Genomic DNA, 22,861 nt, shown 5'->3' on the forward strand with positions numbered 1-22,861 from the left:
GGCTTGACCTTAGGGCTGTTTCCACACCGGCTGCCAATTGGTCACCGACTGCACGGGTGCCCACTGCAGTCGGTCAGACCATGCGGATCACATCCTTGCTGATCGACAGAACATAGCCCCGTTTGGCGATATTCTTGACCAGAAGCTCACTCACCATCTGATTGCCCAATGTATCGCGCAGGCGTTTGATCCGGGTGGCGCCCGCGGCCTCTTCGCAATCGATGGACGGGCGGCCGGAGATCATCGCCTCAATCTCCGCACCGGAGAGCACATCGTCATCCAGACGTGCTTCAGCCAGAACCGCGAGGGTTTCCATCGCGGCGGCGGTCAGTTTGAAGCCCATGGTATTGAGATAGACGGTATTTTCCTCGCGGCTGATCAGCAGTTCGGTCACCTGAATCCCTGCGCGTTCAATCTGCACCATGCGCCGGTTCAGCATAACCAGCATGGTCAGCACCACCAGCGCCGCGACCATCATCATGGTGGCAAAGACCAGCAGGACAAAAATAACCATGCGATAGCTGGTCAGCGTATCGGCAAAGGCGGTGCCGGATTGGGCGAGGATTTCCAGCAGTTTGATTTCGGCCTGAGTGGTGAGGTCATTCTCGACAAAGACACGCTCCACCCGGGCGTTGAAGGCATTGGCATCCGGCAGCGTCAGCAGGAGCACGGTGCTAGGCAATGACAAGGAGGGCAACAATGGCAGCAATCCCCAATGCGATGACGCGGCTGCCTGCCGCGCGCACCTCAGAAACGGAGAAAATAGGGTCCGGCATCTGCTTTCCTTTGTTCCAGCCCGTCGGGACCAAAAATGGACAGAACATTCAGCAAGGTCCAGCCTGCCGCTGATAACCTTCCGGAGATCTCCGCCTTGGCCGCTGGTTTGCTACAGGCCCCACCGATCTGGATCACACCGTAGTGCAGCCGTAGGGGCGCGTCCTGTTTGGCCTTGTAGTCGGCGTAGCATTCGGCGGCTGTGGCCGCAGGTGCATCGCTGAGTATACCGGCAGCAAGACCGGCAATAAGGGTCGTGGAGATAAGCATCTGTTTCATGCCCTCACCCTGCGCATTTGTTGCGGGATATTCAATAACCACGGGTGATTGCGCGCAGTGATATTCGATAACAGGGCCGCGTTATTGCCTGTCCGAGGGGGCTGACCCCAGGCTGACTGCATCGGTCATCTGACCTCATGTTTTCAGACCTCAAGGAAGGACATCCCATGTTTCGCAGCACCCGCTCCAGCGCTGATATCAAACCGCATCGCAAGTTCATCACGCTGATTGTTGCCGCCGCGGTTGCGGTGACCGGTTTTTCCGCAGCGCCTGCACGGGCGGATGAAGATGTCGCCAAGGTCCTGGCGGGTCTGGCGGTTCTTGGCATTATCGGTGCTATTGTGAAAAACAACCGGGACGATGACCATCAGCAGGTAACCCGACCGCATCGCCCCCATCGTCCCAAGCCACTGCCGCCGCGGGTGGCGCGCTATGACCTGCCAGCGCAATGCGTGCGGTATTTTCCGCGCTACAGCCAGAGCCGCACACTGATGGGCCGGGGCTGCCTGCGCAAACAGTACGGTTTTGAACACAAGCTGCCCCGTGCCTGCCAGGTGACCTTCTGGAACGGCAAACGCAATCGCGTTGGTTACCGCCCCGATTGCCTGAAGAACCGGGGCTATCGCATCACTCGTCGCTGACGCGGGACCACAGGTTCGAGCAGACTTAGGGGGCTTCGGCCCCCTCTTTTTGTGCTCATCTGATGGCTGGGCTTGAAACTCAGCGCAAAACCCGGTCAGACCAAAGGATGGAGTATCCCGATTATAGTTTGGAAGCGGCAGCGCGTGCGCGTGGCCAGATGCGCATTGCAGGCGTGGATGAGGTAGGGCGTGGCCCGCTGGCAGGGCCGGTGACGGCAGCGGCGGTGATCCTGGACCCTGAGAATATCCCCGAGGGGCTGAACGACTCCAAAAAGCTGAGCGCCAAACGGCGCGAGGCGGTGGAGGCGTCTATCTTTGCACAGGCTGAGGTGTCGATTGCCCATGCCTCTGTCGAAGAGATTGATTCTTTGAACATTTTACGTGCGTCGCATCTGGCGATGGAACGCGCGGTTGCGGCACTGGACCCGGCGCCGGACTATTTGCTGATCGACGGCAACCTGATCCCCAAAGGTCTGCTGCAAGCGTCAGAGTTTGTCATCAAGGGGGACGCCAAATCAGTCTCCATCGCGGCCGCCTCCATCGTGGCGAAACAGGCGCGTGACCGGATCATGGTGGATTTGGCGCAACAGTTCCCCGGCTATGGCTGGGAGAAAAACGCAGGCTACCCTTCCAAACAGCATCGCGAGGCGCTGGTTAGCCTAGGGGTGACCCCACATCATCGGCGTTCCTTTAAGCCTGTCCACAATATCTTGTATCAAGAGTGAACCACATCGCGTTGTTCTAAAAAACAAATTGACCTCGAATCCACGATGACTCATCCTGTGGACAACCAAAATGAGCGCAAAAATGCGCCGTGGTTATCGAGGCAGAGCAAATGAACAAAACACTTACACGGGGCGCCGAGGCGCTCCCGCTAAACGCGATCCTTGACGGTGACTGCATCGAAGTGATGTCCGGTCTACCGTCAAACTCGGTTGATCTGATTTTTGCAGATCCGCCCTATAACCTTCAGCTGAAGGGGCAATTGCATCGCCCTGACAACAGCAAGGTGGACGCGGTTGACGATCACTGGGACCAGTTTTCCAGCTTTGGCGTCTACGACAAATTCACCCGCGACTGGCTGAAACAGGCCCGCCGCATCCTGAAGCCCAACGGCTCCATCTGGGTGATTGGATCCTACCACAATATCTTCCGTGTCGGCACCGCCGTGCAGGACGAAGGGTTCTGGATCCTCAACGATGTGATCTGGCGCAAGTCGAACCCGATGCCGAATTTCCGCGGCAAGCGGTACACCAACGCGCATGAGACGATGATCTGGGCGTCGAAGTCTGAAGGCGCGAAATATACCTTCAACTACGAGGCGCTGAAGGCGCTGAACGAAGGTTTGCAGATGCGGTCCGACTGGGTGATGCCGATCTGCACAGGCCATGAGCGCCTGAAAGATGACGCCAAGCAACAAGGCGCATCCGACGCAAAAGCCCGAGGCGCTGCTGCACCGTATCCTCGTTGGGTCGACCAATCCCGGTGATGTGGTACTGGATCCCTTCTTCGGCACGGGCACCACGGGTGCCGTGGCCAAGATGCTGGGCCGTGAGTTTATCGGGATCGAGCGCGAAGCCGCGTATCGTGAGGTCGCGGAGAAACGCATCAAAGCGGTGCGTAAATTCGACCGCGAGGCGTTGCAGGTGTCCGCCAGCAAACGCGCCGAGCCGCGTGTGCCCTTCGGGCAGCTGGTTGAGCGCGGTATGCTGCGTCCGGGTGATGAGCTTTATTCGATGAACCAGCGCCACAAGGCGAAGGTCCGTGCGGATGGCACATTGATTGGCGACAATATCAAGGGATCGATCCATCAGGTCGGGGCACATCTGGAGAATGCACCGTCCTGTAACGGCTGGACCTATTGGTGTTTCAAGCGGGATGGAAAAACCGTGCCCATCGATGTGTTGCGCCAGCAGATTCGGGCAGAACTTCAGAACTGATCCCACCCTTTTCACAACCTGTGTGAAACCGCAGGCGCTGTCGCATTGTCGACGGCGCCAACCTTGCCCCGCCAATTCGGCGGGGTCTTTTCGTTTATTATGGTGCTTCATGGGGTGCATCTGGCGGCAGCTGCCGCTATTTTAGCGTGAGACTGGCGCCAATAGATGGACAGACGTCATGGCCATAACTGCCTCCGCCCCCGCTCCGGCATTGGACAGCGATGAAGCGATTTTCACGCAAGAGAGCCCCTATGCGCTGGACGCGCTAACCGAGCACAAGCGCAACGGGCTGGAGCTGGCGGTGCGAGCGCGCTGGATTGCGATGGCAGTCACGGCGGTGTTTCTGGTTTACGTCAATCCCGAATGGGATGTTCTGTACTACCATTTCATCCTGGCGTTGCTGTGCTTAAACGGCTGGCTGATCCGCCGAGTGGGTCGGGTGGGCCAATCGCGGCTGGAGATGCTGCTGATCTTTGCCGATCTGGCGATCATGACCGTTGGCATGGTCATTCCGAACCCGTTCAGCAGCGAGGATCTGCCACTGGCGATCCAGTATCGCTACGGCAATTTCATCTACTTTTTCATCATTCTGGCGGCCGGAACTCTTGCGTATTCCTGGCGCACGGTGATTGCCATCGGCAGCTGGACGGTGCTGATCTGGCTGTCAGCGGCCTTTACCGCCTGGTGGTTTTCGCCGTCTCAGCCGGGGATGAGTGCGGCGCTTCTGGCAGCGGTTGAAGGCAACCAGACGCTGGCTTCTTTCGTGGATCCAAATGACTTTGCTCTGCACCAGCGATTGCAGGAGGCGATCGTGTTCTTTCTGGTCGCTGTTACATTGGCGGTGTCTTCAAGACGGTTTTATCAGCTGATCCAGAATAATGCGGTGCTGGAGCGCGAACGCGCCAATCTTTCGCGGTATTTTTCACCCAATGTCGTGCAGCAGCTCTCACAGAACGACGAGCCGCTGAAGCAGACCCGGCGGCAGGATGTGGCGATACTGTTCATTGATATCATCGGGTTTACCCGGCTCGCGGCGGATCGCGATGCCTATCAGGTGATTGATCTGTTGCGGGATTTTCACGGCCGGATGGAACGGGAGGTTTTCCGTCACGAAGGAACGCTGGACAAATACCTTGGCGATGGTCTGATGGCGACCTTTGGCACGCCTTTGGCGGGACCAAAGGATGCAACCAATGCGTTGACCTGTGCACGGGCTATGCTGACGTCACTGGCTGATTGGAATGCAGAACGCCGTCGGTATGGTGAGTCAGAGATCCGCGTCGGTATCGGAGTACATTTCGGTGAAACCGTTATTGGTAACATCGGTGCGAACCGGTTGGAGTATGCGGTGATCGGCAATGCTGTGAATATTGCCGCCCGGCTGGAGGAGCGTACCCGTGAACTGGAGGCCCAGCTTGTGATCAGTGAAGCGCTGCGTCAGCAAGTGCAGGCCGAGGGTGGTCCGGCCAACCTGGAGAGAGCTGGCTTTGCCCGGTACCCTGCGTCTGAGCTGCGTGGATTGACACGATCGATGACACTCTGGGCGCTGCCGCGTTAGCAGGCGGTGGCACCCGTGGTGGGGTCCGGTTCTGGTCGCTGATCCGCCGGTAAAGCCTTATTGTAGGCGCTCCATTCGGTGATCTCAGGGTAATACATCTGCCGCCATCGCCGCACCCGCGGGTTCATTATCCGGCGCCAGAGCGGTGGAAACATCGCGGCGACGGTCATCACCGGATAGCCATAGGGCAGCTGTGGTGCGTCGGCCATGGTGTGGTTTTGGAGCAGGGGAAAGCGCCGATCCGGTTTGTAGTGATGGTCGGAGTGACGTTGCAGATTGATAAGCAACCAGTTCGACGCCTTATGTGCGGCGTTCCAGGAGTGCCGTGGCATTACGTGTTCGAATTTGCCATTGCCCAGATATTTGCGGGTCAGCCCGTAGTGTTCGACGTAGTTCACCAGCTCCAGCTGCCAGATCGCAACACCTGCTTGCACCAGAAACAGCAACAGCCCTGTGAACCCACCCAGCAAAAACGCGACCAACAGCATAAGCCCTTGTAGCGTCCAGTAGCGAAAGAAGGGATTGCGTCGATCGGTCCAGGGCAAATCGCGGCGCGCCAGCTGGGCGCTCTCGGCGCGAAAGGCGGATTGCCAGCACTGCCGCAGCACTCGCGGATAGAACCGGTGGAACCCTTCGTTGTAGCGCGCTGTCACCGGGTCGCGGGGCGTGCCGACATGGCGGTGATGGACGAGCAGATGTTCGGATCTGAAATGCGAGTAGAGCACCATGGCCAGCAGGATATCCGCCAGCCAGCGTTCCAGTTTGCTCTTTTGGTGCATCAATTCATGGCTGTAGTTGATCCCGACAGTGCCGCTCAGGACGCCAACGCCGAAGAACACGCCGAACTTCTCAAGACCTGACAGATGTTCTGCCGTCGGCACATAGATGAGCATGGCTATGAGCAACATGGCCTGCACAGGGACCCAGGCCATGGTCAGGGCGGAGTACCAGCGAAGGTCCTCCTCGGGTGTGAGCGGGTCGGCGTTCTCCAGGTTGAGACCAAACACCCCATCAAGCGCGGCAAAGAGATACCAGGTGGCCAAGGGGGGCAACAAAATGGCCCAACCGCCATAGACGGCGGCCAGCACCACAAGGGGAACCAGCAGAAAAGACAGCCAGAATGGTAGAGCTGCCTGCCAGCTGCGCAGTGTTTCGGGGGTGGTCATCATGGCGCAAATCCAGTGATGTCGAAGATGTTTGTGCCGACTATGCCTGTGGTCCGGAAAAAAGAGAAGGGATCAGCGTCCCTTCCATAGATCAAAAGCCTTGCGCATGACCGTTGGCAGATCCGTCGGTTTGAAGTCATGTCGCGCGATCACGCGCTGATAGTCCTCAGCTGCGAAATCCGCAGGCAGCTCTGCCAGCATGACGCGCAGGATAAGGTGAAAATGCGTGAAGGTGTGACGCACCTCAGCGTTTAGAAGTTGCCAATCGGCTTCAAACGGTGGCGCGGGGGTGGGATGGTCTGGGTTGTCGGTCCAGTCGCTGCCGGGCCAACCCAGCATGCCGCCCAGGAGCCCCTTGTCTGGGCGCTGTTCCAGCAGCCAGTCTCCCGCAGCGCTGCGGGCCAGATAGACAGTGCCGAGCCGGGTTGGCTTGGGTTTCTTTGGGGTTTTCTTGGGCAGCTCCGTTGCGGTTCCCGCCGCGCGGGCCGCGCAGGGTGCGCGCCAGGGGCAGATGCCGCAGGCCGGGTTGCGCGGCGTGCAGATCGTGGCGCCAAGATCCATCACGGCCTGCGCATGATCGCCGGGTCGCTCTGCCGGGGTCAGGGCGGCTGCCTTCTCCTTGAGCTGCGGTTTGGCGTTTGGCAGGGGAACATGGACATCGTAGAGCCGCGCCATCACCCGTTCGACATTGCCGTCCAAGACGGTTTCCTGCCGATCAAAGGCGATGGCAGAGATCGCCGCCGCTGTATAAGGACCAATGCCCGGCAGGGCGATCAGCCCGTCGTAGGTGTCGGGAAAGGTGCCGTCATAGTCCTGCGCAACCACTCGGGCACATTTCAAGAGATTGCGCGCCCGCGCGTAGTATCCAAGCCCAGCCCATTCTCCCATCACATCCGCATCCGGCGCGGCTGCCAGATCTGCGACTGTGGGCCAGCGGCTGGTAAAGCGGTGAAAATAATCCTTCACCGCAGCCACGGTTGTTTGTTGCAGCATCACCTCGCTTAGCCAGATCCGATAGGGATCCGGCCAGACCCCAGCTGCGCGGTCCGCCGGGCTGATCCGCCAGGGCAGGGTGCGGGCGTGATGGTCGTACCACTCCAGCAATGTGCTGCTTTGTGGTTGGCTCTGGCTGTCGAGGTCACGCATTCTTTATCCTTTGTGGCCCGGTTTCGCTGGTTCTCGCATGGCAGCCCTTTACAATAGGGCGAGCAGTCTAGCAAAACCACGGGCATGGCAGTGCAACGGACAAAATCTCGCGGGTTCAAACGGACATCGCAGCTTCTGAATGATCAGATTCGCAAGGCCGGTGAAAGCCGGGGTTTTGCTGTGTCGCGTCTGCTGACCCATTGGGAAGAAATTGCAGGGCCTGACATCTCGTCTATCGCGCGGCCCGTCAACGTCCACTATGGGCGTGGCGGTTTTGGTGCGACATTGACGTTGCTAACCACCGGTGCCCATGCCCCGATGCTGGAGATGCAAAAGGAACCTCTGCGCAGTAAGGTCAATGCGGTCTATGGCTACAACGCCATTTCCAAGGTCCGCATCACCCAGACCGCGCCCACCGGTTTTGCCGAGGGGCAGGTCTCCTTCAAATACGCCCCGAAGGTTCGCAAACCGCAGGCGCCTGATCCGCAGGATGTTGCGGCAGCTGCCGAGGCAGCGACCGGGGTCGAAAGCGATGATTTGCGCGCAGCCCTAGAACGGCTTGGGCGCAATGTGCTGACAAAACAGAAAACTCTCAGAAAGGGGTACGAATGACCCGTTTGATGTCCGGCATCTTTGCCTCCGTCGCGGTTGCGGCGGGCGTCTATGGCTATGCCGCATTGCAGGGCGGCACGTCTTTGCCCAGCAATCCGCTGATCGGAGCGGCCCACGCACAAGAGGCCGAGGTGGACACCTCCACCATCGTGGAGATGGTCCAGGGAGCGGAAGATGCGCCAGTGACGCTGATCGAATACGCGTCATACACCTGCCCGCATTGTGCGAATTTTCATCAGGGCGCCTATAAGCGGCTGAAGCAGGACTATATCGACACTGGGAAGGTGAAATTCATCTACCGCGAGGTCTATTTCGATCGTTATGGCCTGTGGGCCTCGATGATTGCGCGCTGCGGTGGACCAGAGAAATTCTTTGGGATCAGCAATTTGATCTATAAGGGGCAATCCGACTGGGCCCGTGCCGGTGGCGCGACCGAGATTGTCGATGCGCTGCGCAAGATCGGGCGTCTGGCAGGCCTGGAAGAAGAGCAGCTTGAAGCCTGTTTGCAGGACGGTACCAAGGCACAGACCTTGGTGAGCTGGTATCAGGAAAATGCGACTGAGCATGGGATCGAATCCACGCCCTCTTTCATTCTGAACGGCAAAAAGATCGAAAATCAGTCGTATGACGCGTTCAAGACACTGATCGACGCCGAACTGGACGGCTAACCGCCGTCGCACTGAGCAAGTGAGAATTAGAAACCCGCCCGGTCTCCGTGGCGGGTTTTTTCGTTGTGTTGTCTGCAGATGTGGCTACGGCGGCGGTGGCGCAATCTCGCGAAGTCGCGCCAAGAGCGCCTCATCATTGCTGATCTGCAGACGTACCGGCAGGGTGATCACCTTATTGCGGAAACTCTCCGGCAGGCGGACGGCGTCCTTCTCGGTGGTAACCATTTGCGCGCCGATCAGCTTGGCCTCTGTTTCCAGTCGGGTCATCAGCGCAGTGGAAAGCGGCTGGTGGTCGTCCAGGGCTTCGCTACGGCGCAGATCGGCGCCAAGCTCGCGCAGCGTGTCGAAAAATTTCTGTGGATGACCAATGCCGGCAAAGGCCAAAACGGGCGTGCCACCCCAAGGCATGCCGGTTTTCAGCGGCTCAAGCACACCGGTGTAATGTGGGCAAGCCGTCAGTGCGTTCTGCCATGCTGCCCGGAACCGAGCCTGCGCCTCGGGTTGCCCCAGTGACAAAACCAGATCGGCACGGGCCAGACCCGTTGTGACCGGTTCGCGCAGCGGCCCAGCGGGCAGGCAATGCCCATTGCCGAACCCACGATCAGCATCGACCACAACAACCGAGAGATCCTTGTGCACCGCCGGGTTCTGAAAACCATCGTCCAAGACAATGACCGTCGCCCCTGCAGCCGCCGCGGCCTTTGCTCCGGCGGCGCGATCCTCTGCTTTCCAGACCTCACCAAAGGCGGCCAGCAACAGCGGTTCGTCGCCAACCTGACTGGCGCGATGGCGTCCGGGATCCACCTGCACTGGCCCCTCAAGCGTGCCACCATAGCCGCGCGTCACCACATGCGGTTCGTGCCCCATGTCACGCAAGCGTTCCAGAAACCAGATAACTGTCGGTGTTTTGCCGGTGCCGCCAGCATTGATATTGCCGACGCAAATCACCGGCACACCCACAGTTCGCGGGGTGCCGCTAGCCAGCCGTTTTGCGGTAGCACGGGCATAGATATGGCCCAGCGGGGACAGCAGGGTTTTGCGAATATCGAATTGTCCGGCTGGTTTGTGCCAGAAATCAGGGGCTTTCATATCTGTCCTCTCGCTTGTCCAGAAGCTCCTGGACGCGATCCATCAGGTGATCGGTCATGCTGGCGCCTTCGGTGACGACCTGCCAGCCTGCCAGTGCCATCTCGGCGGCGCGATCTGGTGCTGACAGGCTCAGCACGCCCTGTGCCAGATCCTCGGCGTTATCGACCTTCTGCGCGGCGCCAACCTCAGTCAGGCGCTCATAGAGGGGGCCATAGGTACCCAAACCCGGTCCGTGCAGGACCGCGGAACCAAGAGCTGCCGCATCCAATGGGTTCTGCCCGTTCGCGCGCGACGCCAGGCTACCTGCGAGCAGACACAACGGTGATAGCCGGTACCACAGGCCACTGTCCTCGGCAGAGCTGAGCAGCACCTGCGTGTATTCATCGGGCTCTTCGCCGCTGTCCCAATCGGCCAACTGCAGGCCGCTATTGATGATAGCATCGCGCGCTGCAGCCAAATCTTGCTCATCACGCATGGCGACGACCAGTAACAGGCGGTGCAACAGGCGCAACACACTGCGGTGCGCATCCAGGATTGTGGGTAAATCCTCAAGCTCGGTCTGTGATGAAAACCAGACGGGGCGGCTGCCCAATGTGGCTTGCATATGGGTGAGTTCATCACTGTTGCAGCCGGGGGGCGTGGTCGACAATCGCAAGGGATCCGTGCGTTGGATCCGGTCTGCGGCGAGGCCAAGGCGCAGCAGCTGTGCCCGTGCCTCATCCGAAGGGGTCATGATTTCGGTGAATCGTTCAAACAGCCTGCGCCGTTGATCCGGCAACCAGCGGCTGGTGCGGTCGGGCAGTTCGCTGGCATCAATATCGACCAGCAGACTGTCCAGGTTGCGTTCGCTCATCTGGCGCATAAGACCGCGGCGGAGATCCCCGCCCGACCAGATCATCAGGTCGGGCCGCCAGTGATCCAGAAACATCCGCACCTCTGCTGGGCTGTCATCTGGCGGTGGGCCCGCAGCCAGATCGTAGCCGTCAACCGGCGGGCGGTTGGTGATGCTGCGGCTCCATGTCACCAGCACAGACAGATCGGGGCGCAGGGATTTCATCCGGTTGCCCAGATCGCCAAGCGCCAGATACCGCTCAGCCGAGGAGGCATGAACCCATAGCACCTCACCCACCGGTCGGGCGGGCCAGCGGAGACTGCGTTCGGATGCGGCTGAAAGTCTCGACATGGCTAGAGGGGCCCTGCTGCGGGGCACATGTCAAAGCGGATGAAGGCCGGGACTCTGCGGGTCGAGCGCGGCGATCAGCTGGTCATGCAGGCGCGGCGGCGCGGCGACGACACCGTTCAGGGTCGGGAGCGGGTTATTATATCGCAAATCCCCGCCGAAGCGATCACTGCAACATCCGCCTGCCTCACGCAGGATCAGATCGCTCGGCGGCGATATCCCATTCCCAGCTGGGGCGGAGGGTAAGCATCGCGTCGTAACCTGCATCTGCAACCCGTGCCATACGGTAGGCCAGCGAGGGTCGGTGGCTGCGATTGAAGCCTGGCACCTGACCATTCTGCCAGTGTTTGGGGTCCTGCACAGGCCGTGCAGCCAGCACGTTCGCCATGTTGAGGTCAGCTTGTGTAGACACCCGGATTTCTGCGCCGTTGCAGGTCGCGCCCTGTCCGCGCGCCGCACAATACATCAGATCACGCTGGGGCAGGTAGATGACCGCTGCGGTGACGTCGCCCTCTTCGGCGATTGCCAGCGAATGGGCCCAGGTGCGCGACCCTTGGGCAAAGCTGCGGGTGCCGTCGATCGGGTCAATAATGAACAGCCTGTCACGGTCAAGGCGCGTTGCGGTGTCTTCGCTTTCCTCGGACAGCCAGCCATAGTTGGGTCGCGCCTTTTGCAGCACGTCGGATAGCATCTCGTTGACGGCAAGGTCAGCCTCGGTCACCGGTCCAGCGCCACCGGGTTTCTCCCATTTCTGCGCCTCTGGACCGCTATAGCGGCAGGCGATGTCGCCTGCCTGCTCGGCCGCACGGATCAGCAGGGAGAGATCAGTTTCCGGCAAGGGTCATCCCCTCGACCAGCAGCGAAGGCACCACGCGAGACAGGTGGCTGCGGGCGTCATTGGCGGGCACGATGCTGCGCAGCATGTCGCGTAGATTGCCAGCAATGGTGCATTCGTTGACCGGATAGGCAATTTCGCCATTCTCCACCCAAAACCCTGCGGCCCCACGGGAATAATCGCCGGTATTGGGGTTGATGGTCGATCCGATCATGGAGGTCACCAGCAGGCCGGTGCCCATGCCGGAAATCAGATCGGGGCGGCTGTCTTTGCCCTGCGTCAGGGCGATGTTCCACTGGGATGGCGAGGGCACTGATCCAACACCACGCGCTGCGTTGCCAGTGCTTTGCATGTTTAGTTTGCGCGCCGAGGCAAGGTCCAGCGTCCATCCTGTCAGGATTCCATTGTCGATAATGGCGCGGCGTTGCGTTGCCAGGCCTTCGCCATCAAACGGACGGGACCCGCGATGCGCGGACGAAAGGGGTCTTCCGTCACGCTGAGGTGGGCAGGCAGGATCTGCGCCTCTAGCGCATCTTTCAGCCAGGAGGAGCCACGGGCGATGCTGGCACCGTTCACCGCCGCCAGCAGATGGCCGATCAGCGAGGAAGAAACCCGTTCGTCAAACAGCACCGGATAGCTTCCGGTTTCCGGCTTACGTGCGCCGAGCCGCTCGATTGCCCGCTCTCCGGCCTTTGTTCCGATATCTTTGGCGCTGCGCAGGTCGGCCTGAAACGTACGGGAGTCGCCATCGTAGTCGCGTTCCATTCCTGTACCGCTGCCCGCAATCGCCGTGCAGGAGGTCGACCGGCTGCTGCGCTGATAGCCGCCGGAGAATCCGTTGGTCGCCGCCATATGGACCTTGTGGGTGCCGTAGCTAGGCCGCCGCAGATTGCACCTGTGTGACGCCGTTAACAGCCAGGCCCGCAGCCTCAGCAGCAAGCGCATCCTCCTGCAGGGCAGCGGGTGCCGGTTCGGCGCTTGCATCAAACAACTCCAGTGCCGCCAGATCCCAGTCCCGGGCGAGTTGCCCCGGTTCGGCGAGGCCCGCATAGGGATCTTCGGGTGCTTCGCGGGCCATGGCGACGGCGCGCTCAGCCATAGCGGTCAGGGTTTCGGCCCGCATGTCCGAGGCTGAAACGCAGGCCTGACGTTGCCCGACAAAGACCCGCAATCCCAGATCAACACCTTCTGACCGCTCAGCATGCTCTAGCGTGCCTTGACGTACCTCAATGGAAAGGGAGCTGCCTTCGGCCACCATTGCATCGGCAGCATCAGCTCCGGCCTTGCGGGCGGCATCAAGGAGTGCGTGGCTTAGGCTTTCGGGGGTCTGGGTCATAGGCACCTACATGGGTTGGACGTCACCTAGAGCTAGCCAGCGCGGCCAGATGCTGCAAGAGCGCAGACGAAAAAAGGGGCCGCAAATTGCGGCCCCAATCTGGGATCAGCCTTGTGTCGCGATTACTTGATGCGCTGGCCGTTTGCCTTGATCTGTCCGTCCTCGGTCACCTCGATCTTGGAGGTCAGCGTATCTTCGCCATCGCCCGGAACTGCCAGCATGCCCATCATCATGCGCGCGCCCATGGCGTCGCTGTCCGACACCAGCCCCATGCCGATCAGCTTGTCCAGCAGGGTGTTGGCGCCCGCGAGGGTCAGATTTGCCTCACCGGAGGGTGCCGGCATGCCGTCGAAGGTGCTCAGATCGTCATTGTTGAAGGCAAAATCACCGGTACCGGTCAGCTTTGCCCCGGCGGCGGAGATTTCAAGCGAATTCACGGTCAGCGCGTGCAGCTCACCCGGTGCCTGTTCGCCGTTCTCCACCTCTGCCATGGCTTCGGGGTCAAAGAAGTCGAAGGCCAGCTTTGCCTTGCCTGCCAGATCCAGTGCGATTGTGGCCGGATCGTGGGGCAGGGCGCCAGTTGGATCCACCATAGCCCAGAGCATTTCCGGCACATCAAAGTCGCGCAGGACGAGGCCGAGCGCAAAGTCCTGTTCCTCATCGGATTTGGCAACAGGCATGGTCAGCTTGAAACCGGCTTCAGCCATCGATAGCGCCAGCGGGAATGGCAGGTCAGAACTGGTGATGTTGGTTTCCGTCCGGTTCTGTTTCACGTCATAGGTCAGCCCATCAAGGCCCATGTCAAAGGCGATTTTTCCGCCTTCAGAAGTGCTTTCCAACGCAAATGTATCCGCGCCATCCTGACCATTGATTGCGCTGTTGCCACTGGCAAAGTCGAACGTGCCTTCCGCGCTGAAACCGCCGCGCAGCAGTGCCGCCATGTCGGTGCTTTCCAACCCGTTAGGAACAGTTGTGATGCCGGTGAAGTTCACCCCCTGCATCGCCCCCTTGAAGGCACCGGTGCCTCCGTCTTCAGGGACGTCGATCGAGGCGTCAAAATTCAGTGTTTCACTGGTCATTGTCTGGTTGTAGGTGCGGCTATCTGCATTTGACATGATGGTCTTGGTGACCACATCCGTCAGTGTCATGCTGACTTTGATCGCGTCTTTCGGAACGTCGGCGTCTGGTACCGTCAGATCCTTCAGCGCGATTTTCATCAGGCCGCTGGCGTAATCATAGGTCATCTCATCCGCGTCGCCGGAGACAAGCATCGGGCTGCCATCGTGGGAATACAGAACGGTGCCAGTGACGGGGCCTTCGGGACCGTCAATTTTGAACATGATCGGCATTTCAGCAGGCAGCATGATGTTGACAGTGCCATCGCCGTTTTCGACGAATTTGATGTCAGGCAGGGTAAATGTGCCGTTAGTGTTCTCCTCCATGACCGGCATGGCCATAGAGATATCCGATATGGTCAACGTATCGCCGGACATGGTCTCGGTGCCGTTTACGGTATAGCCGGTGGCAGTCATGTAGGACTTCCAGTCCGACCAGACGTCTTTTGCCGTTACATCTGCCAGGGCCGCCTGGGCAGAAAACGCCATAACAATCGCAACACCGCTGCTGCGGGCGAGGAAAACGGACATAAGTATACCTTTCGTGGTCTATTTTGCGCCATGGTTGGCCGGAGGAGGTACCGGGTCAAGGGGGCATCGCTCTGGACCGTTCCCCCTAACCAGTCTACCACATTTCAAAACAGGGACTTGGAGATTAATACTATGGAGATCAAGGGCAAGACAGTTGTGATAACCGGTGCAAGCCGGGGGATCGGGGCCGATGCGGCCCGCGTGTTTGCTGCTGCCGGGGCCAATCTGGCCTTGCTGGCAAGGAGCGAGGAGAGCTTGACCGCGCTTGCCAAAGAGATCGGCGGAAACGTGCTGACCTTTGCCTGTGATGTGGCGGACTATCCGGCTGTTGCGGCGGCCGTTGCCAAAACCGAGGCGCAGTTTGGGCGGATTGATGTGTTGATCAATAACGCGGGTGTGGTTGATCCCATTGCCCGGCTTGAGGCTGCTGATCCGGCGGACTGGGCACAGCTGATCGATATCAATGTGAACGGGGTTTTCAACGGAATGCGGGCAGTTTTGCCCGGGATGAAGGCTGCTCGACGGCGGTACTGTGCTGACCGTCAGTTCAGGGGCTGCGCATAATCCCGTCGAAGGCTGGAGCGCCTATTGCTCTTCCAAGGCCGCCGCGGCGATGCTGACCCGTAGCCTGCACCATGAAGAAGGGGCCAATGGCATCCGCGCCATGGGGCTGTCGCCGGGCACCGTCGCGACGGAGATGCAGCGGGTGATCAAGGCGAGCGGCGTCAATCCGGTCAGCCAGCTGGATTGGTCTGATCATATCCCGGCGGAGTGGCTGGCGCGCGCCCTTCTGTGGATGTGTACTGAGGCGGCAGACGATCTGGTCGGCACCGAAATCTCGCTACGGGATGAGGGCATCCGCAGGCAGGTCGGCCTGATATGATCGACCTTGATATCGCCGAAAACGGGTTGTGGACGGTGACACTGAACCGGCCGGACAAGGCGAATGCGCTGACTGTAGCGATGCTGGAACAGCTCTGTGATATTGCAGAGCGGGCACAAGAGGCTCGCGGATTGATCATCACCGGGGCTGGCCGTGTCTTCAGCGCTGGAGCAGATCTGGATGCGGCGCGAGCCGGGCTGGCGACGTCCCCCCTGTGGGAGCAGCTATCGGGTGCCATCGCGGATCTGCCCTGTCTGACGGTGGCGGCGCTCAATGGTACTTTGGCGGGTGGAGCGAACGGCATGGCGCTGGCGTGCGATTTGCGTATCGCCGTACCAACGGCCAAGGTGTTTTACCCGGTGATGAAGCTTGGCTATCGTCCGCAACCCTCTGACGCGCGGCGGATGGCAGCGCTGATCGGTCCTGCGCGTACGAAGATGATTCTGGCGGCTGGACAGAAAATCACCGCTGAGGAGGCGCATATCTTCGGATTGATTGATCGTATTGTCGCGGCTGGCGATCTGATGACGACGGCGCAGGACCTGATGGCGGATAGCCTCGCGGCGGAGGTGGAGATGGCGCAGGCAATTCTGGCGGATTGCACCCGCGTATAGCGCCCGGCGCTTCAGCGTTTGCGCCGTCCGCCGGGTACGCGTGACTGGAAGGAGGGCGGGCGTTTTTTTACCCAAGCGATGAATTTCGCCAATCTCGGATGCTGACGCAGGGCTTCAACCGTATTGAAAGACCGCGCCAGTTCCGCCTCGCTGAGAGCTGCATGGATTTCTTTGTGGCAGATATGGTGCAGTAGCACCGTCGGTCCGCCCTTGCCGCCCTTCAGTTTGGGGATCAGGTGATGCAGGCTTTGAGCGACGTCCGTAGGGATAGGCCGTTGGCACAGAGGGCATATCGGATCGATATCGGCAGACGGTGACATTGGCGCAGTCTCTCAGTATGGCTGTTTCAACCGTAAGACATGCGCTGGCGGTTGCGATCGGCAAGGATAAGTACGTAAGGAACTGTCAATTTGACACATCAACGGGACAGCTGGGACGCAGTGGTCGTGGGCGCCGGACCTGCTGGTCTGCGGGCGGCTGAAGAACTAGGGGCTGCCGGTCGCCGCGTGCTGGTTGTTGATGCGAAGCCGTCCGTTGCACGAAAGTTCCTGATGGCTGGGAAATCCGGTCTGAACCTGACGAAGGATGAGGCGCGCGAGATCCTGCTTAGCCACTACGGCGAGGCTGCGGACTGGCTGGCGCCGATGATTGCAGGCTGCGACGCGGCAGAGGTGATGGCTTGGGCAACAGGGCTGGGCAGCACCCTGTTCACGGGCACCACAGGACGGGTTTTCCCCCGCGAAATGAAGGCTTCGCCGCTGTTGCGGGCATGGCTGGCCCGTCTGGATGGCTACGGTGTTGAACGGCGCACCCGCTGGCGCTGGCAGGGCTGGAATGGCGACGCCTTGCAATTTGAAACCCCGGATGGTCCCCGTGTGATAAAAGCGGGAGCAACAGTGTTGGCAATGGGGGGCGCCAGCTGGGCGCGGCTCGGCTCTGACGGGGTATGGGCTGCAACTCTGGCAGGGGAGAATGTGCCACTGGCGCCCTTTCAACCGGCCAATGCAGGATTGCTCGTCCACTGGTCCAATCACATGGCACCTCATTTCGGGGCACCGTTGAAGGGGATTGCCCTGCATGCCGGATCAACCCGGTCGCGGGGCGAGGCGGTCATTTCCAGGCAGGGCCTGGAAGGGGGCGGTGTCTATATGGTCTGCGCTGCTGTCCGGGAGGGGGCTGAGCTATACATGGATTTGTTGCCGGATCTGTCGCAGGAGCAGGTTGCCGCGCGTCTGGCGCGCCCCCGGGGGAAATCCAGCCTCTCGACCCATCTGCGAAAGGTGACAAAATTGACACCTCCGCGCCTGGCGATCCTACAGGAATTTGCCCGTCCGCTTCCGGCTGAACCTGCGGCGCTGGCTCAGTTGCTGAAGGCAGTGCCGATCCGGCATCAGGGGCTGCGGCCGCTGGATGAAGCGATTTCCACCGCCGGAGGTGTCCTGGCAGAGGCGGTTGATGGCGGACTAATGCTGCACAAACGCCCCGGCGTATTCTGCGCCGGAGAAATGCTGGACTGGGAAGCGCCGACCGGTGGATATTTGCTGACCGCATGCCTTGCGACAGGGCGCTGGGCAGGGCGGTCAGCAGTCCGATATCTGACGGGTGACTATGTGATCGAGGCCGCTACCGCCTGAAACGCGGGACGCGCGCGCATCCGCTTGCTATAGGCCAGCATGGCCTCGCTCTCGATCGGGAATTTGGCGCTATAGGCCCAGTTCAGGCAATGGGTGCAGATGATGTCGGGAATAGTAAACTCTTCCCCCATCAGAAATGGGCCGGTCATGCAGGTTTCCAGCTGCGCCAGATTGCGGGAAAACTCCCACTTCAGGCTGTCCTTCACCTCCGGCACGCGCTTATCTTCGGGCAGGATAAAACTGTGGCGTGCGCCAGTCCACAACACTGCGTCCAGCTCATCGAGCAGACGATTCGTCATCGCGTCCTGTTTTGCGCGGGCGATGGTGCCAGCAGGGGCGGTCAGCTGGCCGTGTTTATCCGCAAGATAGGTGATGATGGCGGTCGAATCGGTGATCACCTCCTCACCATCCTTGAACACGGGCACCTTGCCTGAAGCGTTGAGGGCGACGACATCGTCGCTCTGTGGCGAGGCGGGGTTCAGCTCATAGGGTTGGCCTAGTTCCTCAAGCGCCCAAAGAACGCGGTAACTGCGCGTCAGCTGCTTGCCGATAACGGTGTACATGGTGAAATCTCCCTGCGGTTATGCCCGAAACGGAACCGGGTTCCCGCTGTGAGGTCAAGACATGCTCAAGCAGCCGTGATAGGAACGCCGCGTTCATAGTCTGAGGTGATGATTGTTTTAGCCTACCCGGCTGAGGCGGGCGAGCTGGATCAATGCCCGTTCCATCAGAGCAAGCGCCGGAGCGGTTTGCCCTGCCGAGCGCAATTGCAGATCGGTGTCCGTCAGCAAGGTGAGCGCGGTTTCAAGCTTGAACGCGCCCCAGCTCTGGGCCTGCCGCAGCAGCCTGTCGCGGCGTTTGCCGTAGGCCGGTGGGCGCAGCCGTCCAATACCCTGCGCCGGACCGCCCGGATCAGAGGCAATTGTGTAAAGCGTCCGAAAATGGCGGGTTGCCCCAATACAGAGGGTGACCGCATTGGTGCCCTGGGCCTGCAATCGCCCCATCAGCGGGCCGATTTCTGCGCCGCGCCCCTCGGCCACGATATTGAGCATGTCGTCGACTGCCGCTTCGGTCGATTGCGGGGCGATGGCCTGAATATCGTCAAGCGTCAGCGGGGTGCTGTCCTCGTATTTATACAGTGCGAGTTTTTCCACCATGCGGGAAAAATCACCGGGGCCGATCTCATTGGCGATATCAACCAGCGCAGACATGCTGTCCCCTGGCACATCACGAATACGGGCCGTGCCCAGAATACGCTCGATTTCACCACGTGACGGAGGATCGTCATAGATGCCGGTCGCATAGGCGTTGCGGTGCCCCTCAAACGCCTTGCGCAGTTTCGAGGTGGCTTTCAATTGCCCAGCTGTCACGATGATCTGCGCATCACCTTGCTGCCAGGCGTCAAGTGCGGCGATCACGGCAGGGGCGGCGGTATCGTTGGCGTCTTCGACAAACACGGCACGGATGCCGGGGAAAAAGCCAACCGCCTTCATCGCATCCATCAGCAACGCCGGGCCTTGCGCAGGTCCGCTGCGGGCATCCGGGTCAGGCGCATCTCTTCTTCGGCGGCGGGGCCAAGCAGCGCCGCCAGCATTTGCTGACGTTTCAGCGAGACGCGCATGGCGTCGGGGCCGTAGATCAAAAGGCCTGTCTTGCCCGGATCCGGTTTGGCAAAATAGCCGTCCGCCTCGCGTGGGCTCAGTTTCATTTGGCGGCAACCGCAGGCTTTTCGCTGCTGGAAGTGGCAAGATCCGCAGTGCTCAGCAGTTCAGTGGTGATTTGATCTGCAAGGATAACCATCAGGCGTCGATGGGCATCACGTTCCCCGGCGAGCGTTTCAACCGTGGTGCCTGTGGCGGAATAGCCAGTGAAATTTTCCACATCGCCACTGGCGACAATGGCACCATCAGATTGCCGGGTCAGCACATAGGCGGCCTGCCCGACGATCGAATAGCGCGTGATTTCATTGTCGGCGGTAATGGCCTGCCCTTCGCTTTGGGTGCGCAGCTTCAGATCCAGGGCATAGTCAGCCCCCCCCCCCGCGCCCCAGCCGGGTTTCAAGGTTCTGAACCAGAAAATAGGCATCGGAATCATCGGTTGCCCCGATCGTTTCCGGAGCCTGAACCGCTACCACACCATAAAGCGCGGACCCGGTGCCCCCCGGTGCATAGACGGGGGTGAAGCCGCAAGCCGCCACCAGAAAGGCAGCGGCCAATGCGGCCGGATATTTCAGGTTAAGCCACGACATTCACAATCCGACCCGGCACAACGATCACCTTTTTCGGAGCGCCGCCATTCAGCGCCTTTTGCACAGCTTCGTGTGCGAGGGCGAGTTTTTCAACCTCATCCTTGGCTAGATCTTTGGCCACGGTGATTTCGCCCCGGCGTTTGCCGTTGATTTGGATCGGCAGGGTCACGCTGTCTTCAACCAGCATCGAATCGTCCGCCACCGGCCAGGGGGCCGTCGCGCAGAGGCCTTCGCCGCCTTGATGGCTCCAGATATCCTCAGCAAGATGCGGTGTCATTGGCGACATCAGCTGCGCCAGCGTCATGATCGCCTGTTTCTGAGCAGCGGTGCTAGGCCTTCGATTTCGCCAGCGTGTTGGTAAAGCTGTAGAGCTTGGCAATTGCCGCATTGAAACCGAAGGTTTCGATGCTGAGGGTGACATCGCGGATCGCCTTGTGCATTTCTCGCAGCAGATCCTCGTCACCGTTGCCGCTGGCGCCGGCGTCCATATCACCAATGCGATCACAGAGGTTCCAGACGCGGTTCAGGTGCTTATGCGCAGCCTCAGCCCCGGAAGCCGTCCACTCCACGTCTCGTTCCGGCGGCGAATCGGAGAGCACGAACCAGCGTGCCGTATCCGCGCCGTAGGAGGAGATGATGTGGAGCGGATCGACGACGTTGTTTTTCGACTTCGACATCTTGGCCGAGGGGATGACCTTGACCGCTTCACCGGTCTCTTTGACCACGGTTGCCCCGTCCCGTTCTTCGATTTCCTCGGGGTAGTGATAGATCGGGCGGTCGTTTTCGGTGCGACGCTCTGCATTCTCATAGATTGCGTGGGTCACCATACCTTGGGTGAACAGCGCATCAAACGGCTCTATGGCCTTCTCCGGCAGGTGGCCGCAGATCTGCATCGCGCGGGCAAAGAAGCGCGAATAGAGCAAGTGCAGAATCGCATGTTCGACACCGCCGATATACTGATCGACGTTCATCCAGTATTCGGCGTCTTCCATCCGGGTCGGCGTATCCGCATCTGGCGCGGTGAAGCGGGCGAAATACCACGACGAATCGACGAATGTGTCCATCGTATCGGTTTCGCGCTGTGCAGGCTTGCCGCAGGCGGGGCAGGCGCAGTTGCGCCAGCTGGGATGACGATCCAGCGGATTGCCGGGAACGGAGAAGTCGATCGCCTTGCCATCCTCGTCGTAGGGCAGCGCGATGGGCAGGTTTTCTTTTTTCTCGGGCACCACGCCGCAATCCGGGCAATGCACCACCGGAATCGGGCAACCCCAGTAGCGCTGTCGGGACAGACCCCAGTCGCGCAGGCGGAATTTGGTCACGCCTTCGCCCCAGCCTTCTGATTCCGCCTTGTCGACGGCTGCGTTTACAGCCTCTTCGCCGGTTTGTTCGTCGTTGCCCGCGAATCCCTTGATGTAGCGGACTTTCTCCGCCTTGGTCGGGACATAAGCCTCAGTCAGAGGGGAGGTGTCCTCAGGGTTCTCAAACACTGGGATGATCGGCAGATCGTATTTGGTCGCGAACTCATAGTCGCGCTGATCATGGGCCGGGCAGGCAAAGATTGCGCCGGTGCCGTAATCCATCAGAATGAAGTTCGCGATCCAGACCGGCAGCTCCCAGTCCGGGTTCAGCGGATGTTTGACGCGGATGCCGGTGTCATAACCCAGCTTTTCGGCGGTCTCGATGGCCTCTTCGGTGGTGCCGCCTTTCCGGCACTCGGCAACAAATGCTGCCACCTCTTCCGATTCGGCTTCCAGGGCCTTGGCAATCGGGTGGTCGGGCGAGATGCCGACAAAGGACGCACCGTTCAACGTGTCGGGACGGGTTGTATAGACCTCAATCGGATCACCACCGTCGGTGCGGGCAAAGCTGAACTGGAGGCCGCGAGATTTGCCGATCCAGTTTTCCTGCATCAGACGCACCTTGGCGGGCCAGTTCTCCAGCGTGTCCAGAGCGGTCAGCAGCTCATCCGAATAGTCGGAGATCTTGAAAAACCACTGTGTCAGCTCGCGCCGTTCGACAAGCGCACCGGAGCGCCAGCCACGACCGCCTTCGACCTGTTCGTTTGCCAGCACGGTCATGTCGACCGGATCCCAGTTCACCACAGCGTTCTTGCGGTAGACCAAACCTTTTTCAAGGAAGTCGAGGAACAGCGCCTGTTGCTGGCCGTAGTACGATTCGTCACAGGTGGCGAACATCCGCGACCAGTCCAGCGACAGCCCCAGCGGCTTCATCTGCTCGACCATCGTGTCGATATTCGCGTAGGTCCAATCCTTAGGGTGGCCGCCGCTCGCCATTGCGGCGTTTTCAGCGGGCATACCAAAGGCATCGAACCCCATCGGGTGCAGAACGCTATGCCCGGTTGAGAGCTTGTAGCGCGCGATCACATCGCCCATCGTGTAGTTGCGCACATGCCCCATATGCAGCTTGCCCGACGGGTAGGGGAACATCTCCAGCACATAGTATTTCGGCTTGTCGGCAGAGCGTTTTGCCTGAAAAATCCCGGCCTTCTCCCAGGCCTCCTGCCAGCGCGCTTCGATTTCCGGGGCAACATAACGGGGCATCAGAGCAGTCCTTCGTAGATAAAAACGCCAGGTTTGGGGCCTGGCGCTTGT

The 22,861-nt window shown here is 60.1% G+C and carries 16 protein-coding genes and 8 pseudogenes; 9 read left to right on the plus strand and 15 right to left on the minus strand.

Annotated features, from left to right (window positions below; genetic code table 11):
- Positions 1-73: 73 nt before the first annotated feature.
- A pseudogene (locus L0Z65_RS14840) lies at positions 74-776 on the minus strand (transcriptional regulator).
- Positions 748-1,053, minus strand: a complete 306-nt coding sequence (locus L0Z65_RS14845; RefSeq protein WP_096869622.1) for a hypothetical protein — start codon at positions 1,051-1,053, stop codon at positions 748-750. The pseudogene L0Z65_RS14840 and the gene L0Z65_RS14845 overlap by 29 nt, the downstream one beginning before the upstream one ends.
- A 167-nt stretch (positions 1,054-1,220) precedes the next feature.
- On the opposite strand from L0Z65_RS14845, the gene L0Z65_RS14850 reads away from it, so the two are divergent.
- The 4 genes and pseudogenes from L0Z65_RS14850 (at position 1,221) to L0Z65_RS14865 (ending at position 5,192) form a co-directional block, all read left to right on the plus strand.
- The gene (locus L0Z65_RS14850) at positions 1,221-1,694 is read left to right on the plus strand and encodes a hypothetical protein (protein WP_096872856.1); all 474 of its coding nucleotides are present in this window, start codon (positions 1,221-1,223) and stop codon (positions 1,692-1,694) included.
- Between the two features lie 62 nt (positions 1,695-1,756).
- A complete protein-coding gene (locus L0Z65_RS14855; RefSeq protein WP_405108825.1) occupies positions 1,757-2,419 on the plus strand; it encodes a ribonuclease HII in 663 nt (220 codons plus the stop codon).
- Positions 2,420-2,529: 110 nt separating this feature from the next.
- A pseudogene (locus L0Z65_RS14860) lies at positions 2,530-3,634 on the plus strand (site-specific DNA-methyltransferase).
- Between the two features lie 178 nt (positions 3,635-3,812).
- Complete coding sequence (locus tag L0Z65_RS14865) at positions 3,813-5,192, plus strand: adenylate/guanylate cyclase domain-containing protein (protein ID WP_096872853.1); 1,380 nt, start codon at positions 3,813-3,815, stop codon at positions 5,190-5,192.
- On the opposite strand, the gene L0Z65_RS14870 is transcribed toward L0Z65_RS14865, so the two are convergent.
- Both L0Z65_RS14870 and mutY read right to left on the minus strand, forming a co-directional pair.
- On the minus strand, positions 5,189-6,358 hold the full coding sequence (locus L0Z65_RS14870; protein ID WP_405112576.1) for an alkane 1-monooxygenase: 1,170 nt from the start codon (positions 6,356-6,358) through the stop codon (positions 5,189-5,191). The two genes, L0Z65_RS14865 and L0Z65_RS14870, sit on opposite strands and share 4 nt — an antisense overlap.
- Before the next feature lie 72 nt (positions 6,359-6,430).
- Entirely contained in the window at positions 6,431-7,504 is a 1,074-nt protein-coding gene (gene mutY / locus L0Z65_RS14875) for an A/G-specific adenine glycosylase (RefSeq protein ID WP_102897969.1), read from the minus strand.
- Positions 7,505-7,588: 84 nt separating this feature from the next.
- Here mutY and L0Z65_RS14880 point away from each other — a divergent pair, with 84 nt between their 5' ends.
- Together L0Z65_RS14880 and L0Z65_RS14885 are read left to right on the plus strand one after the other, a co-directional pair.
- On the plus strand, positions 7,589-8,116 hold the full coding sequence (locus L0Z65_RS14880; protein ID WP_096872851.1) for a DUF721 domain-containing protein: 528 nt from the start codon (positions 7,589-7,591) through the stop codon (positions 8,114-8,116).
- The gene (locus tag L0Z65_RS14885; protein WP_405108830.1) at positions 8,113-8,784 is read left to right on the plus strand and encodes a DsbA family protein; all 672 of its coding nucleotides are present in this window, start codon (positions 8,113-8,115) and stop codon (positions 8,782-8,784) included. The genes L0Z65_RS14880 and L0Z65_RS14885 overlap by 4 nt, the downstream gene beginning before the upstream one ends.
- Before the next feature lie 84 nt (positions 8,785-8,868).
- Here L0Z65_RS14885 and lpxK read toward each other — a convergent pair whose 3' ends face one another.
- The 6 genes and pseudogenes from lpxK to L0Z65_RS14915 form a co-directional block, all read right to left on the minus strand.
- A complete protein-coding gene (lpxK, locus tag L0Z65_RS14890; RefSeq protein WP_405108833.1) occupies positions 8,869-9,873 on the minus strand; it encodes a tetraacyldisaccharide 4'-kinase in 1,005 nt (334 codons plus the stop codon).
- Positions 9,860-11,056, minus strand: coding sequence for a 3-deoxy-D-manno-octulosonic acid transferase (locus L0Z65_RS14895; RefSeq protein WP_405108836.1), 1,197 nt, complete (start codon positions 11,054-11,056; stop codon positions 9,860-9,862). The genes lpxK and L0Z65_RS14895 overlap by 14 nt, the downstream gene beginning before the upstream one ends.
- Positions 11,057-11,086: 30 nt before the next feature.
- A pseudogene (locus L0Z65_RS14900) lies at positions 11,087-11,891 on the minus strand (inositol monophosphatase family protein).
- Positions 11,878-12,872: pseudogene (locus L0Z65_RS14905) on the minus strand (TldD/PmbA family protein). The pseudogenes L0Z65_RS14900 and L0Z65_RS14905 overlap by 14 nt, the downstream one beginning before the upstream one ends.
- A complete protein-coding gene (locus tag L0Z65_RS14910; RefSeq protein WP_405108839.1) occupies positions 12,763-13,224 on the minus strand; it encodes a PmbA/TldA family metallopeptidase in 462 nt (153 codons plus the stop codon). Before L0Z65_RS14910 ends, L0Z65_RS14905 begins: the two are co-directional and overlap by 110 nt.
- Positions 13,225-13,346: 122 nt before the next feature.
- Complete coding sequence (locus tag L0Z65_RS14915) at positions 13,347-14,870, minus strand: DUF2125 domain-containing protein (RefSeq protein WP_405108842.1); 1,524 nt, start codon at positions 14,868-14,870, stop codon at positions 13,347-13,349.
- Between the two features lie 132 nt (positions 14,871-15,002).
- Here L0Z65_RS14915 and L0Z65_RS14920 point away from each other — a divergent pair.
- Positions 15,003-15,753: pseudogene (locus L0Z65_RS14920) on the plus strand (SDR family oxidoreductase).
- Positions 15,750-16,367 (plus strand): enoyl-CoA hydratase/isomerase family protein, encoded by a 618-nt coding sequence (locus tag L0Z65_RS14925; RefSeq protein WP_102897962.1) that lies wholly within the window; start codon positions 15,750-15,752, stop codon positions 16,365-16,367. Before L0Z65_RS14920 ends, L0Z65_RS14925 begins: the two are co-directional and overlap by 4 nt.
- An 11-nt stretch (positions 16,368-16,378) precedes the next feature.
- On the opposite strand, the gene L0Z65_RS14930 is transcribed toward L0Z65_RS14925, so the two are convergent.
- Positions 16,379-16,687, minus strand: coding sequence for an HNH endonuclease (locus L0Z65_RS14930; RefSeq protein ID WP_405108846.1), 309 nt, complete (start codon positions 16,685-16,687; stop codon positions 16,379-16,381).
- A gap of 90 nt (positions 16,688-16,777) precedes the next feature.
- Here L0Z65_RS14930 and L0Z65_RS14935 point away from each other — a divergent pair, with 90 nt between their 5' ends.
- Positions 16,778-18,001 (plus strand): TIGR03862 family flavoprotein, encoded by a 1,224-nt coding sequence (locus tag L0Z65_RS14935; protein ID WP_405108849.1) that lies wholly within the window; start codon positions 16,778-16,780, stop codon positions 17,999-18,001.
- Here the strand turns inward: L0Z65_RS14935 and L0Z65_RS14940 are convergent.
- The 4 genes and pseudogenes from L0Z65_RS14940 to leuS form a co-directional block, all read right to left on the minus strand.
- Positions 17,974-18,564, minus strand: a complete 591-nt coding sequence (locus L0Z65_RS14940) for a glutathione S-transferase family protein (protein ID WP_405108852.1) — start codon at positions 18,562-18,564, stop codon at positions 17,974-17,976. The genes L0Z65_RS14935 and L0Z65_RS14940 overlap by 28 nt on opposite strands.
- A gap of 117 nt (positions 18,565-18,681) precedes the next feature.
- Positions 18,682-19,709 (minus strand): annotated as a pseudogene (gene holA, locus L0Z65_RS14945) (DNA polymerase III subunit delta).
- A pseudogene (gene lptE / locus L0Z65_RS14950) lies at positions 19,706-20,249 on the minus strand (LPS assembly lipoprotein LptE). The pseudogenes holA and lptE overlap by 4 nt, the downstream one beginning before the upstream one ends.
- Positions 20,236-22,810, minus strand: a pseudogene (leuS, locus tag L0Z65_RS14955) (leucine--tRNA ligase). Before leuS ends, lptE begins: the two co-directional pseudogenes overlap by 14 nt.
- Positions 22,811-22,861: the final 51 nt, after the last annotated feature.

The sequence above is a fragment of the Phaeobacter sp. BS52 genome (assembly GCF_045040595.1).
GTDB classification, from domain to species: Bacteria; Pseudomonadota; Alphaproteobacteria; order Rhodobacterales; family Rhodobacteraceae; genus Phaeobacter; species Phaeobacter piscinae.